The sequence below is a fragment of the Cytobacillus sp. Hm23 genome, from assembly GCF_051842895.1.
Taxonomy (GTDB): Bacteria; Bacillota; Bacilli; order Bacillales; family SM2101; genus Nanhaiella.
The window spans coordinates 40798-55833 of sequence record NZ_JBPXRQ010000002.1 but is presented as its reverse complement, the minus strand read 5'-3'; the positions used below and the strand labels follow the sequence as shown (position 1 = coordinate 55833).

Annotated in this window: 13 protein-coding genes; 3 read left to right on the top strand and 10 right to left on the bottom strand. The window is 35.0% G+C overall.

Features of this window, described 5'->3' with window-relative positions; translation table 11 throughout:
• Positions 1-28 precede the first annotated feature (28 nt).
• From ACSVDA_RS01715 to ACSVDA_RS01695, 5 genes are all read right to left on the bottom strand, one after another.
• Positions 29-1018 carry an ABC transporter ATP-binding protein gene (locus tag ACSVDA_RS01715; protein ID WP_485880337.1) on the bottom strand — a complete coding sequence of 330 codons (990 nt, stop codon included), beginning with the start codon at positions 1016-1018 and terminating at the stop codon, positions 29-31.
• Entirely contained in the window at positions 1015-2046 is a 1032-nt protein-coding gene (locus ACSVDA_RS01710; protein WP_485880335.1) for an ABC transporter ATP-binding protein, read from the bottom strand. The genes ACSVDA_RS01715 and ACSVDA_RS01710 overlap by 4 nt, the downstream gene beginning before the upstream one ends.
• A gap of 187 nt (positions 2047-2233) precedes the next feature.
• Positions 2234-3013, bottom strand: coding sequence for a DUF2268 domain-containing putative Zn-dependent protease (locus ACSVDA_RS01705; protein WP_485880333.1), 780 nt, complete (start codon positions 3011-3013; stop codon positions 2234-2236).
• A 492-nt stretch (positions 3014-3505) separates the two neighbouring features.
• Positions 3506-4744, bottom strand: a complete 1239-nt coding sequence (gene fabF, locus ACSVDA_RS01700; protein WP_485880331.1) for a beta-ketoacyl-ACP synthase II — start codon at positions 4742-4744, stop codon at positions 3506-3508.
• Between the two features lie 67 nt (positions 4745-4811).
• The gene (locus tag ACSVDA_RS01695; RefSeq protein WP_485880329.1) at positions 4812-5744 is read right to left on the bottom strand and encodes a beta-ketoacyl-ACP synthase III; all 933 of its coding nucleotides are present in this window, start codon (positions 5742-5744) and stop codon (positions 4812-4814) included.
• Between the two features lie 508 nt (positions 5745-6252).
• Between ACSVDA_RS01695 and ACSVDA_RS01690 the strand changes: the two genes are divergently transcribed.
• Positions 6253-6534, top strand: a complete 282-nt coding sequence (locus tag ACSVDA_RS01690; RefSeq protein WP_485880328.1) for a hypothetical protein — start codon at positions 6253-6255, stop codon at positions 6532-6534.
• A 117-nt stretch (positions 6535-6651) separates the two neighbouring features.
• On the opposite strand, the gene ACSVDA_RS01685 is transcribed toward ACSVDA_RS01690, so the two are convergent.
• The 3 genes from ACSVDA_RS01685 to ACSVDA_RS01675 all read right to left on the bottom strand — a co-directional run bounded on the left by ACSVDA_RS01685 (position 6652) and on the right by ACSVDA_RS01675 (position 9848).
• On the bottom strand, positions 6652-7611 hold the full coding sequence (locus tag ACSVDA_RS01685; protein ID WP_485880326.1) for a BMP family ABC transporter substrate-binding protein: 960 nt from the start codon (positions 7609-7611) through the stop codon (positions 6652-6654).
• 170 nt (positions 7612-7781) lie between these two features.
• The gene (locus ACSVDA_RS01680) at positions 7782-8699 is read right to left on the bottom strand and encodes an NAD-dependent epimerase/dehydratase family protein (RefSeq protein WP_485880324.1); all 918 of its coding nucleotides are present in this window, start codon (positions 8697-8699) and stop codon (positions 7782-7784) included.
• 411 nt (positions 8700-9110) lie between these two features.
• Positions 9111-9848 carry a hypothetical protein gene (locus ACSVDA_RS01675; protein ID WP_485880323.1) on the bottom strand — a complete coding sequence of 246 codons (738 nt, stop codon included), beginning with the start codon at positions 9846-9848 and terminating at the stop codon, positions 9111-9113.
• A 148-nt stretch (positions 9849-9996) separates the two neighbouring features.
• On the opposite strand from ACSVDA_RS01675, the gene ACSVDA_RS01670 reads away from it, so the two are divergent.
• Positions 9997-10179, top strand: a complete 183-nt coding sequence (locus ACSVDA_RS01670) for a YjzD family protein (RefSeq protein WP_320208136.1) — start codon at positions 9997-9999, stop codon at positions 10177-10179.
• 394 nt (positions 10180-10573) lie between these two features.
• Here the strand turns inward: ACSVDA_RS01670 and clpB are convergent, their stop codons facing one another.
• A complete protein-coding gene (clpB, locus tag ACSVDA_RS01665; RefSeq protein ID WP_485880322.1) occupies positions 10574-13180 on the bottom strand; it encodes an ATP-dependent chaperone ClpB in 2607 nt (868 codons plus the stop codon).
• 324 nt (positions 13181-13504) lie between these two features.
• Complete coding sequence (locus ACSVDA_RS01660; RefSeq protein ID WP_214482592.1) at positions 13505-13684, bottom strand: YjzC family protein; 180 nt, start codon at positions 13682-13684, stop codon at positions 13505-13507.
• Positions 13685-14112: 428 nt separating this feature from the next.
• On the opposite strand from ACSVDA_RS01660, the gene ACSVDA_RS01655 reads away from it, so the two are divergent.
• Positions 14113-14940 carry an undecaprenyl-diphosphate phosphatase gene (locus tag ACSVDA_RS01655; RefSeq protein ID WP_485880321.1) on the top strand — a complete coding sequence of 276 codons (828 nt, stop codon included), beginning with the start codon at positions 14113-14115 and terminating at the stop codon, positions 14938-14940.
• Positions 14941-15036 lie beyond the last annotated feature (96 nt).

Here is a 15036-nt window from a genome sequence, read left to right as displayed (position 1 = left end):
AGTTCTCCCCCTAATTTATCAATTTTAGTTAATATAAGTGACACGCTACTTTATGACCTTTTTTCACCTCCTTCAAAACAGGTTTCACCTTCTGACACTCCGGCTTAGCATGGGCACAGCGAGGATGGAAGGCACAGCCTTGCGGGGGATTTGCCGGACTCGGCACGTCCCCTTCCAAAATAATACGCTCTTTTTTCTTCCTTGGATCAGGCTCAGGAATTGCAGATAACAGAGCTTGTGTATATGGGTGTAATGGCTCAGCGTACAAGCTTTCTTTATCAGCAAGCTCTGCGATCCCGCCTAGATACATAACACCAATTCGATCACTCATATGCTTCACTACACTTAAGTCATGTGCGATAAACAGATACGTTAACTCAAATTCATCTTGTAATTCTTTCAGCAAGTTTAATACTTGTGACTGAACTGACACGTCAAGTGCGGACACAGGTTCATCGGCAATGATGAGTTTTGGGCGGAGTGCAAGCGCTCTTGCTATACCGACACGCTGCCTCTGACCACCTGAAAATTCGTGTGGATATTTATAATACGCATCTGGCGGTAGCCCAACCTTCTTCAGCAAATCAAGTACATCTTCCTTTAAATCTTCTTCAGAAACTTTTTGGTAATTACGAATTGGCTCTGATACTAAGCTACCGACCATCATTGTAGGGTTTAAAGACGCATATGGATCTTGGAAAACCATTTGGAAGTCTTTACGCATCTGTCGTAGGGATGCACCTCTTAACTTCGTAATATCTTGTCCATCAAAAATAATCTTCCCGTCTGTCGGTTCTAACAACCGTAAAATTGTTCTACCTGTTGTTGATTTACCACATCCAGATTCTCCTACAAGTCCGAATGTCTCACCCTTCTTAATTTCAAACGATACATCGTCAACAGCTTTAACATTGCCTATCGTTCTACGTAAAATTCCACCTTTAATAGGATAGTAAGTTTTCAAATTTACTATCTCTAGTAAACTTTCTTTTTCTTCTAAAGTTGATTGCTGGCTCATTTACTCACCTTCACCCTTTCAGTAGGAAAGCTGTTTTCATATAACAAACAAGCTACCTCATGATTAACGTTATCCTCTTTTAGCTGTGGTGTTATTTCTCTACATTCTGCCATTGCTTGTGGACAACGGTCAGCAAATTTACAGCCAGTTTTCGGCATATTGACTAGGGAAGGTACAATTCCTTCAATAGAACTTAACTTTTCAACTTCCTCATCCAACTTAGGAATGGAACCCATTAATAGCTTCGTGTACGGGTGCTTCGGGTTGTAAAACAGTTCTTCCGCACTAGCTCTTTCTGCAATTCTCCCTGCATACATAACGATTACTTCATCACACATCTCTGCAACGACACCCAAATCATGCGTAATAAGAATGATTGACATATCATTTACTTCTTGAATTTCCTTAAGTAATTCAAGAATTTGGGCTTGTACAGTTACGTCAAGTGCAGTTGTAGGCTCATCAGCGATCAATAGTTGTGGCTGACAAGCGATAGCCATTGCTATCATAACCCTTTGTCTCATTCCACCTGAAAGCTGGTGTGGATATTCTTCGACAATTTGCTCAGGCCTTGATATTCCCACACTTTTTAATAAAGAAATACTTTTCAAGCGCGCCTCACGTTTAGAAATATTCATATGGTTAAAAAGTACTTCTTCTAGTTGAAAGCCGATCGTGAAAACTGGATTTAGTGCAGTCATCGGCTCTTGGAAAATCATGGAAATATCTTTTCCGCGAATTGTATTCATCTCTTTATCATCTAAATCTTGCAATTCCTTACCTTTAAAGTCAACTTGTCCACTTCTAATTTCTCCGTTGTGCTTAGGTAACAGTTTCATGATGGAGAGTGACATTACACTTTTCCCACATCCTGATTCTCCAACAATTCCGACAATTTGCTTCGGCTTTACGGAGAATGACACGTTATCAACGGCATTGTGGTATTCACCATCAATTTTAAAGGCTGTTTCTAAATTGCTCACCTTTAATAAAGGTGTTTCAGCGTTTTGACGAGAATTTGAACTCATAGTACACCTCTAATTAGTAATATATTTAATATGAATTTTTAAACATAATATTATAATAAAATATATTACAGATTCTTTACAAAATCAATATATTTTTTAAAGTTACAATATTTTCAAAATATAAAAAAAAGAAAAGTAGCTAGTTTACTAGATTTTCTACTACTCCTCTTTAAAATTTTATTGATTACTAAAATTCTGAATATTTAACAATGTCATTACTTTGGAAAGATAACAAAGTCTTTATCGCATCACCTTGATGATCTATACACGATTTCACTAATTGATAGCCAACATTATAGCCTACCATTTTTGGGAAAAGTCCATGACCATATAGAAGCTGATCATGAATCCGGTGACTTCTTAGCACATGCATTTTTGGTTTTATTATTTTATTCCAATAATATTGCGCTTCATCCTGAGAGTAATAATTCGTCCATGCAGCTGCATATTTATCCCCAAGTCGTTCCCTAACTGCATTTTCGGCGAGCCCCTCTAATATAATCGTGTCTAATAAAGTATAGCTGTCATCATTTTTTTTGTACTTTGATAACCTGCAAACGTGATTATATTCATGTGTAAATAATGCTCGAATTTCATTTTTTTCATTTTGTGGAGATACGAATAGAAAAAGCTTATCTTTAAAAGCAACACCGGATTTACCATTGTATTCGCGCAAACCTGGATTTGAGGAATCGGCTGGAAAAATAATGATCGGTACATCTTCACTAGCCCATTCTTTTTGTAAAAGTTGATGTTCTTTTTTTACAATTCCCCATACTTTATTCTCCTTGAGCTCATGGATACATTCCTTACCATTCCTTGAGGGACGGTACATTCCAAAGGAACGAAGATATGAATAGATAGACCTCTCAGATGATCCGCCAAATAAATTTGTTAATTTTTTGCACAATTTATTTGGTTCGTCATACCATTGATCCAACCATTCATAGGTAGATATTACAGGCATCTTTTTCACCCTTTTATCGTGTGATTAATATCAACAACATGCGCTGGTCTCGCATTTATTGATGTAACTCGTACTAAGAAAAAACACACTTAGAAACTATTATTCATGTTATCCTTTCTTCTATATAAGATGAAAACTGTAAAACACTCAGCTTCCAATTTGATTACAATCGGTGCTTCCTTTAATAGGCTATTTTCTTGTAAGAAATAAAACACGTAATACACAACTAGAGGTCGTAGAACCTTTTCTTCTGTACAACGATGACTAACAAATAATACTTTTAATGGTATTAATTTGTAACAATTGCAACAAAACTTACGAAAAAAACTAATTGTAAAGAGATTAGTAATGTTATTAATAGCGTTTACAATAAGAACAAAGTTTTCATTTCATCATATGATAAAATGTTAATGTGAGTGCATAGGCATGTAAGCACAAAAAAACTGGCATAAGATAGCCAGTTTTTTGTATGATCATAATATTTAAGCCTTATTATACATAGCTCTTAAAGACTAATACTGCGTTGTGACCTCCGAAACCTAATGAGTTACTTAACGCTACAGATACTTCCTGTTTTCTAGCTTCATTCGGAACGTAATCAAGGTCGCAATCAGGGTCAGGAGTTTCCAAGTTAATAGTTGGCGGAATGATCCCTTCCTTAATCGATAGGACTGAAAATATTGCTTCTATCCCACCGGCAGCACCTAGTAGGTGGCCAGTCATCGATTTCGTTGAGCTAATTGGTAATTTTTCAGCATACGAACCGAACACTTCTTTAATCGCCATTGTTTCAAATTTTTCATTGTATTGTGTGCTCGTACCGTGAGCATTAATATAATCAATTTGTTCTGGTGTAAGGTCAGCATCCTCAATTGCTTGCCTCATTGCACGAACCCCACCTTCTCCACCTGGTGCAGGGGCAGTAATATGATATGCATCTCCAGTAGAACCGTAACCGACTACTTCTGCATAAATTTTTGCCCCTCTTGCTTTAGCAAACTCTAACTCCTCTAAGACAACGATTCCAGCTCCTTCACCCATAACGAAACCATCTCGATTTTTATCAAATGGACGACTCGCTGTATTCGGATCTGGATTTGTTGACAATGCAGTATTAGCACAAAATCCAGCCATGGACATTTTCGTAATTGGTGCTTCCGCTCCACCTGAAACCATTACATCCGCATCTCCTCGCTGGATGACTTTAAATGCATCACCGATAGAATTCGTCCCTGTAGCACATGCTGTAACAGTACAAGAATTTATACCTTTGGCACCAAGAGCAATTGACACTTGACCTGCTGCCATATCAGGGATAATCATCGGTACAAAAAACGGACTCACACGACGATAGCCTCGTTTTTGAAATGTTTCAAATTGATTTTCAAATGTTTCCATACCACCTATACCAGATCCGATCCAGACACCTACTCTTGGAGCAATATCATCTGTGATTGTTAGGCTGGCATCTTTTACTGCCATCAAAGATGCAGCTAACGCAAATTGCGTAAAACGATCCATTTTTCGTGCATCTTTCTTTTCCATAAAATCTTCAGGATTAAAGTCTGTTGCTTCACCTGCTACCTTAGCAGGATAATCATCTGGGTTCACACGCGTAACAGTTCCAATACCCGAAACACCATTTATTAAATTTTCCCATGTTGCTTCTACCGATGACCCAAGAGGTGTCACAGCACCTAAACCTGTAATAACAACTCTACGTTTATTCATAGTAAGCATCTCCTTTGTCCATTTATACATGAATTACTCAACATATATTTAAATCATTTAATTTTTGTTATTTCCCCCAACGGAAAGCAATAGCTCCCCAAGTTAAGCCTCCACCAAAACCGACCATGACTAGCAAGTCATCATCATTGATCTTACCAGCTTCTAGCTCTTCAACGATAGAAATTGGGATTGAAGCAGCTGAAGTATTCCCATATTTATGCACTGTTTTTGACATTTTTTCTTCTGGCAGTTCAAGCCTCGTTCTCGCTGATTCCATAATACGAATATTCGCTTGATGAGGAATGAGAAAGTCAACATCCTCTTTCGTTAATCCAGCTTTCTCCAACACATTAACACTAGACTCACCCATTTGTCTTACAGCAAATTTAAAGACTTCACGTCCGTTCATAATGACATATTCATCTTGGTATAAATGGTTTCCACCAGTTCCATCTGCTCCTAGTTCAAAAGAAAGTAAGCCTCTACCTTCTGAAACAGGTCCCATAACGACAGCACCAGCACCATCACCAAATAAGACAGCGGTATTTCGATCTTCCCAGTTAACAATCTTAGACAATTTTTCAACACCAATGACTAACACATGCTTATAAGTCCCTGTAGATATAAATTGTTTGGCGGTTACCATGCCATACATAAACCCAGCACAAGCAGCACTAATATCCATAGCGTTAGCTTTACTTGCCCCTAACCTCTCCTGAATTCTACATGCTACTGATGGAAATGGCTGATCTGGTGTCACAGTAGCAACTAAAATCATATCTACTTCATCAGCTGTAATTTCCGCATCTTTTAACGCTTTTTCTGCAGCAAAAAATGCCATATCTGACGTATCAATATCATCATTGGCAATTCTACGTTCCTCTATCCCTGTGCGTGTACGAATCCACTCATCAGATGTATCCATCATCTTTTCCAAATCAGCGTTTGTCAACACACGTTCGGGTAAGTATCTACCAATTCCTAAAATACCTGCATTCATATGCTTATCTCCTTTTATTAATGGCTTTTTCTCATCAATTGGTGTTTTTGATACTAAGACAAAAACACTTAAACAAGAAACAATCGTGGTATCTTTTCTTCATCAAGAACTATGGGATTCATATAAAAACTCATTTAGCTTTAACACTGTTGTAATTAATATGAAAAGCACCTTATTAATAGTAAATATTATTACTTGGTACTAATTTTACTCCATATTGTTCCCTTTTAGCAACTTTATTGTCTCAAAAAAATGGACGTTCACCTAAGGATCATTATGATATCCGTCTACGAATTTTTTTTTAAAAAACATATCCTATAAGTAAGGTGATTTTCGCATACATTGTTGTTTTCGTATTAAGAACTAAAAATATATACTAATAATTTGCGTGAAACCACTGCTAATTCAGATTAGCCCCTAATTTTAACTATGTTAAATTTGGAATAATGAGCAGCAACAGTTACGAAATGATCCACGAGTATTAAAGCACATGAAGTGGGGTGATACTATGGAAAAAGAAGAACAACGTTCTACGGGTGCTGAAACAAGGCCGGTTGATCCTTTTTCAAGGTTTTTATTTGGCCCACCACGAGACAGAAACAGACAAACTCAAAATTTCGGAGAACAACAACCAAGCGTCAATCATACACCACCACAACAACATGATGAAATAGACTATGTGAAAATAATGGAACAATTGAATGACATTTATAACTCATATAATCAACTTAAACCAATGATGAAAGAGCTCACTCCGTTATTTAACTTTTTCAAAAAATCAAAAAAATGATACAAAACTTACGAAGCTACCGCCTTTCAAGAAAGAGTCTAGCTACTTATTACTATAACAACCAACGATTACTGAAAGTCTTAGCGAACAGTATTACTCTCATATTCACACTTATAATTATTCAATTTGATTAGGTAGCTTCCCCGTATCTTTATAAATCTGAATGTAGCTATTTATTTTTTTCTGATAAGCTTGATCAATTTGTGGGCTAAATACCCCCATGGTAATAACTTCATCCTGGAAATCGAAATATAAATTTCCAGATTCTAACGTACCATTGTTATACCTTTCCGCAACAAGTTCATATAATTTATCAACGTTTTGAACCGTACTCGTTAACACCGTTGCCTGTCCTAAATCTGATTGATCAGAAACGTAACCAATTGCATAAAGCCCATTTTCTTTCAGCCTCTCAATAACAGGAACATTAAAACCATCACCAGCTGGATAGACTACATCAACACCTTCACTAATCATTTTATCGACAACTTGTAATGCTAAGTCAATATCATTCCAATTCTGTACATATTCAACTTTGACCTCAACTTCATCGTTCGTTTGAAATAGTGCACCTTCAAAAAAACCATCAACCTCTGGCTGCCAATCAAACGCAGCAATAACCCCAACCTTATTAGACTGAGTCATTTTTCCAGCTACCATACCACCAAAAAAACCCATCGCATTTGCTTCAAAATTAAGGCTCGTTATGTTTTCAATTACGGCATCACCATTAAAATATATAAAATGTATATTTGGGTATTGAGGAGCTATTTTATTAAAGTACTCTACATATTCATTCCCATGACCAAAAATTAGATTTACTCCTTTGGCATTAAGCTCCTCAACTGCAACCTTTACGACAGCTTCGTTATTCATTCCTTCTTTTAAAAAAACATCTACATTAAAGTTAGACTGAATCTTTAACATTCCTTTATAACCCTTTGTCCCCCATACTTGATCATTAACTGTATCAGGTACGAGAAGACCAACATTGTTGATTTTACTGCCATCTGAATTCTCACATCCTGCAATCATGAAAATATAAAGGAAAATGATTACTGTTAACAGCTTAGGCATTTACAGCAACTCCTTTAGCGACATAGGTGTAGTACTATTTATTCACTTCTATGTAACTAGTATATAAACTTGAATTTATTTTACTTGATTACTATGTAAAATTAATCATACTAACTCTTATTTTACCTTGACGTTTGCTCATTTGTAAAAGGGGAATTTTTTTACAATTACTAAATAAAATGTTTCATTAATTTTTTCGTGTGTGCTTTCTGCTTCTTAATTCCTTCACCTATTGTTGTTTGTGGATAAAAGTTTAATAATCGCCTTACCTTTGTCGTATCTAATGTTGGGTATTTATACTCATTTCTAAAAGATGATTCTTGTTCATAAATTAACTTATAACCATTAAACCATTCACTTTCATTACCACTCGCAAAATGTATGATTTCATTTGATATATTATTTGACCCAAGAACATATAAACTATTTAATACATCACTAATATATAAAACATCACTTGTGTCTTCGTGTATAGTGGGCTGATCTGAGTGGAGATCAGTAGTTAAAATCCCATGCTGAAAAACCATATCCATAGGTTGCCACGGTCCATATAGCGTTGGTAAACGGACAATAATGTATGGAAATTCTTGATCATTTTCTTTGTTCATCACTAATATTTCTTCACGATGGTGTAATAATCCGTTCAATGATTTAGGTGTTGGTTCTGTTTCTTCATTAATTATTTGCTCATTACGATTAAACATATCAAGTGTAGATATGAGAATTAATTTACATTTGTGCCGAGCACAAAAATTAATTATATTCGTTAATAAACTGAGTGACTTCTCTAAATACTTATGTTGATTAAATGCACTTTTTATATGAATCGTTGGATCAAATAAGCAATAATATATAGCGGAGCTTGTGTCAAAATCGCCTTGGCTAATTAATGATGAATCCTCTTCAAGCTCAAGTAAATGAAAATTAGCATTTCTACCAATGTGCAACATTTTTTGTTCGAGAAATTTATCGTGCTTTTCATTTAGAGGGTTTCTTATGCCTATTACTTCCGTCCCTTCTTCCAAAAGGTGACAGCTAAGATTGAATCCAACAAAACCCATCGCACCAAATACAATCGCCTGCTTCAATCTTTCCCCTCCTTCGGTCATTTCCAATAATTTGATTACTCTACTTAAATATACACATAAGTTAATGGCTTCTTTTCTGCTTAATAAGTTTGACAACCTTAAGTAAACACTAAATAGCATCAATAGTTACGAAATTGCTAAAAGAGCCTTTTTATACAAAGATTTATAATGTCTATATAATGTGTTTCTTAGCCTTTTTCTCTTTTAAATAGAAACAACGAAATTTACCATAAATAACCACAATAAATAATTCTTATATTAAGGCTGTTTTAACATTGATTGTTCCTTTTCGTTATAAGATATTAGCAGTTATACATATAGCGTTCGTGGCATCTTTTCTATTTTACATTTATTGAGCTCTCAAAAAGATCATCATACATTAAACAACATAGTTTACGAAAAGAACCTGTATTAAAGGACCTTTTCATTCTCTCTATAAAACCGTATGATAGATTGAGCAATGCTATTACGTTTTTCTTGTAAGTGATAAGCAAGTGTTATTGGCGCACTCATTTTTTTTCTTAATTTCTCATATTTTCTACAATGGATATTTGGATTATAATAATAGCTATCTACTGACTGCCATATTTTAATATTTGTATTATTATTTTTATACTCTTGTCTAAGGTTCATTAAATGAGCTTCTGCATTTTTTTCATCAATATCATAGGCTGCTGCAAATTCTTTTAAAAAACGTTTGTAAAAAAATTTGTTGTCTTTTTCCACATTTGCCTGTGCAATTAAATCAATACATGGATTTAATAAAACTGTAGAACGAATTTTAGTTGCATCATCCTCCATTAATTGCAAAGCTACTAAAGCTCCCATCCCTTCTGCTAAAACATGAATTCGCTTATTTAAAATCTCCTTACGCATAATTATGTGATATAACCTTTTTGCTAACAATAGTGCTTTTGGACTTCCCCAGTGGTCATTATATAAGTTGGAATAAAACACCGTATACCCATTGTTAGAAAATGAATCTAATAACAAACTTCTACCCATATTTTGAATCCAAAAACTCGTCTGTTGATCTACATAATGGTTTTTATCACCTATCACAAATACACCAAAACCATTCGGTTTATATGGAATATGGACAACGTTCCATTCTTTATCTAATTGTAGAAAGCGTCTTATTTCACCCATTGCTCCCCCGCCTCACACTAATCAAGCTGTTATTCATTCTTTACAATGTATGATTGTATTTATCAAAACGTAAGTGGTAACATCTATTTATTCTCTATAATATTTATGATATGATTAACTTAAAATGCATAATAGTGGGGTGATAATATTGCGTTATTTTTGGACTTTTTTCTGGACTTTTTTATTAGTACATATGGCTACTTATGTAGGCAGCTCAATGCTTGGTGCTGTATATAGCTTTACGACAGGTACAATATTAGCTGTTGCATTTACCCTTTTTGTATTTATCATTGGGGAAGCACTTCCAATCGAGCCTACAGAAAACCATTAAAGAAGTTCGATTTCGTGGATTCTAGCTAGCTGATTGCTAAAACTTCGGAATCGATTGAATATTTAGGGCTTTTTTTCGAACGTTAGTTATATGTGTGCTCAGCTCTTATAACGCAAAGCAACAATTAATGTGAAAACAACCCTATTTAGTAAAACAAAAAGGCTTGGGATTAACCCAAGTCTTTTTGTTTTTTTCTTTTCTAAAGATTCTATTCAAATTCTGTGTTCACATTGTAGCTAAAAAGAAAATAATGATGTCGTTTTACAGAAGAAAAGAAACCCTGACATTAGTAGTATTCTTGGTTATGCTTTAATTTGAAAACAGCGTTTCTATTTGTCCATCATTACAAACCTAACTAACAAAAAAATAATTATAGATACGTGTGAACATATACTCACTCCCTACTGATGTTTATTTGTCCATTTTCTGCATCAATTTTCACATGATCATGATCGTTTATATGACCGGCAATGATTTCTTTTGCCATTTGTGTTTCTACATGTTTCTGAATAAACCTTTTTAACGGTCTCGCACCGTATACTGGATCGAAGCCTGATAAGCCTATATATTGTTTTGCTTCCGCTGTAACAGAAATTGATATGTGCCTCTCTTCTAGTCGAACTTGCAGCTCGTTGATTAATTTTTCAACAATGCGATTGATAGACGCTTGAGAAAGTGGCTTAAACAGAATAATATCATCAACTCGGTTAAGAAATTCCGGCCGGAAATGTTCACGTAGTTGATTCAGAACTTGATTTTCAATAACATCGTTTATTTGCCCTATCTCATTCATCCCATCTAGCAGAAACTGTGAACCTATATTTGAGGTCATAATTATTACGGTATTTTTAAAATCAACTGTTCGACCTTGTGAATCTGTAATCCGTCCGTCATCTAAAATTTGTAACAATATATTAAATACTTCTGGGTGTGCTTTTTCAATTTCATCTAACAATACGACAGAATAAGGTTTCCTACGAATCGCCTCAGTTAATTGCCCTCCTTCTTCATACCCAACATATCCTGGAGGTGCACCAATAAGTCTTGAAATTGCATGCTTTTCCATATACTCAGACATATCAATTCTGACCATCTGTTCTTCACTGTCAAATAATGCTTCAGCCAATGCTTTTGCAAGCTCTGTTTTCCCTACGCCAGTTGGGCCTAAAAAAATAAATGAGCCAATCGGTTTATTTGGATCTTTTATTCCTGCTCTTGCCCTTAGTACTGCATCAGAAACCAGTTCAATCGCCTTATCCTGACCAATTACCCTTTTCCCTAATATGCCAGCTAGTCTCAGTAACTTTTCCCTTTCACCTTCAACAAGCTTTGTTACTGGGATACCAGTCCACTTGCCTACAATATTTGCTATTTCTTCTTCGGTTACCTCTTCCCGTAATAAACGATTCTCAGGTTGTTGGTCATTTAACTGCTGCTCTAGTAATTTATATTCCTTTTCTAATTGTGGAATTTGTCCATGTCTTAGCTCTGCAGCTTTGTTTAAATCATAATTATTTTCAGCTTCTTCAAGATCTCTTTTTGCTTTTTCAATACGTTCTCGTAACAACTGAATATTTTGCAACCCCTCTTTTTCAAGTTGCCACTTGCCTTTCATAGCCGCAGCTTTCTCTTTTAAATCTGACAGCTCTTTTACTAAAATTTCAAGGCGGCTTTTACTAACGATATCCGTTTCTTTTCTTAAAGCGGCTTCTTCAATTTCAAGTTGCATCATTCTTCGAGTGACTTCATCTAATTCAGCAGGTAAGGAATCAATTTCTGTTCTTATTTTTGCACAAGCTTCATCGATAAGATCAATTGCTTTATCTGGTAAAAAGCGTTCAGATATATACCGATCAGATAATGTTGCAGCAGCAACAATTGCTCTATCATGAATATTCACCCCATGATGAATCTCATAACGTTCTTTCAATCCTCTTAATATGGATATTGTATCTTCTACAGTAGGTTCATTAACGAGTACTTGCTGAAAACGACGCTCTAATGCAGGGTCTTTTTCAATATACTGGCGATGCTCGTCAAGCGTTGTAGCACCAATACAATGGAGTTCACCTCTAGCTAACATCGGCTTTAGCATATTCCCAGCATCCATTGCCCCTTCTGTTTTCCCTGCACCAACAATCGTGTGCAATTCATCTATAAACAACAGAATTCTACCATCGCTTTTTTTCACTTCTTGCAATACAGCCTTTAATCTTTCTTCAAACTCTCCACGAAACTTTGCACCTGCTACAAGTGAACTCATATCTAATGCAAAAATAGTTTTATCCTTCAAACCTTCTGGAACATCTTTACGCACGATACGTTGCGCAAGACCTTCAACAATCGCTGTTTTTCCAACACCTGGTTCTCCTATTAAGACTGGATTATTCTTTGTTTTTCTAGATAAAATTCTAATAACTCTTCGAATTTCACTATCACGACCAATTACCGGATCAACTTTCCCTAAGCGAACTTCAGCAACGAGATCACGACCATATTTTTTTAAAGCTTCATAAGTAACCTCTGGGTTTTGACTTGTCACTCTTTGATTCCCCCTTATCTCAGCTAAAACCTTTAATAATGAATCTCGAGTAACACGGTGTTTCATGAACAGATCCTTCATTTCTGATGATGCCTTTTTGTTTACGATAGCGAGTAACAAATGTTCAATAGATATATATTCATCTTTAAAAAAATCAGCTTCCTCTTTTGCATATATAAAAAGCTGTTGTAACTGTTGAGTTATATAAACTTTACCAGCCTCAACCCCTGCCCCAATTATTTGAGGTTTCTTATGTAACAGTTCTTCTACTTGCTGTTTAATAAGTTGAATTTCAATTCCTAAATGTTGAAAAATTGTCTTTACTAGCCCATCTTCTTCATTTAAAAGTGTATACAATAGGTGAACAACATCTACTTCCTGATGATGGTTTTTAATAGCTAATGTTTGGGATGACATAACAGCCTCTTGTAGCTTTTGTGTCATATTATTTAGCTCCATCTAAATCCCCCCAAAAAAGTTGTTTGACTTTTTTTGACCTTTAATTATATTATATATGGATTGTTGTGGAAATAAAAGTATATAGCAAAAAAACTCCTTTTACATAGACGTTACAAATGTTGATTGTATTGTCTAGTTAAAGGAGATAGATTTTCTCACTGGTTTTTTTCGCACAGATTGTTGCTACAAGTATTAAAATATTATGCGCGTGAATCTAGATTTCGTGGGCATTTTTTACTTTTTTAAAACTTGGGGGCTCGGACAAAGCCCCAGCTTACTTTACAGTTTCAATTTACGAATAGAGCCTTCGGATTTTATCAGTAGTTAAGGTTTTCTTTTGTATGTCCAGTGTCTATTATGATTTGATGTTTCTGGGAATGGATCTCCTGCTTTTAATCTAATCTTCTTTGGATTTTTCACATTATCCCCTGTCTCCCCTACTTCAACATATTCTCCATTATTCGGAGCTCTTTGTCCTGATCTAAAGCGATGACTTTGTCCCATCTTTCTCACTCCTTAAAACAATTTATCTCAGCAAAGAGCATGAAAAGTCCCTTCTCTTCATACATGCTCTTTTTCACATGCAGTATTACTATTTCCTTTTAAGTTCAATTTCATGTTTTCTACATATCATTTTGAAAGAATATTTCTTATTTCATGTGAATACATCTTTTATGTGACGAGCTTTTTAATTTACACAAGACTTTTTCTAAAATTGGGTTGCTTGTACATCAATTTATGAAAAGATGTTACAAAATCTAATTTACAAAGCGTATATATGAAAAACAATAATCACTATGTAATACGAAGTAGCTTATTAAAACAACAATCTTTGTGAGAACAGCCTTTACATAGAAATTAACTCTTTACAGCCATACAGAAAGTATAGTTAAATGAATAAATAGTAGCATCAATATTGGAGGATTTTAGACGTGGATTCATTTGAAAAAATATTTCTCTTACTTAAATATTTATTGTTAGGAATATTCCAAGGGTTCACAGAACCAATTCCTATATCATCTAGCGGCCATTTATTTTTGGCAGAGACTATTTTTGGAATAAAAACTGAAGATATGTCATTCGCATTACTTGTCAATACAGCATCTCTAATTGCTGTCCTACTCATCTATAGAGAAGATTTGATTCGTTTAACAACTAATGGCATTGCATATGTTGTAAAAAAAGATGAGAGTGCGAAATCAGATTTTCGTTTTATCATTTATTTAATTATCGGAACAATTCCTGCTGGAGTTATTGGTGTATTATTTGATGATTTCATTTCTTATCATTTGAAGAAAATTTATGTACTTGGAGTTGCTTTATTAATTACTGGTATCGCACTATGGACGATTCGTAATTTACGTGGAAGAAAAAATGATGCTGAGCTTACACTTAGAGATTCCATTATTGTAGGGTTTGCTCAAGCTGTTGCACTCATTCCTGGAATTAGCCGATCTGGAGCAACGATTGTTGCTGCTATGTTACTCGGCATGAAGCAAGAAACTGCGTTACGTTTTTCTTTCTTATTATATATTCCAGTCAGTGCAGGTGGGATGGTATTAGGCTTTACAGATATTTTAACTGATGAGAATTTAAAAACATTAGCCATACCATATACAGTTGCCTTCTTTGCTTCACTATTTGCTTCTTACTTTTCTTTAAAGTGGTTTATGGGCATCATGGCAAGAGGAAACTTGAAATATTTTGCAATATATTGCTTTATCGTAGGAACGCTCGTAACAATTTATGCGTTATTTTAGGCTTACACTCTGAAATCATAACTAACAATAAAGAGTGTAAAGAAAAACTCCCTTTATAAATTTATAATAGGGAGTTTTTTTACTACGATGTTTATG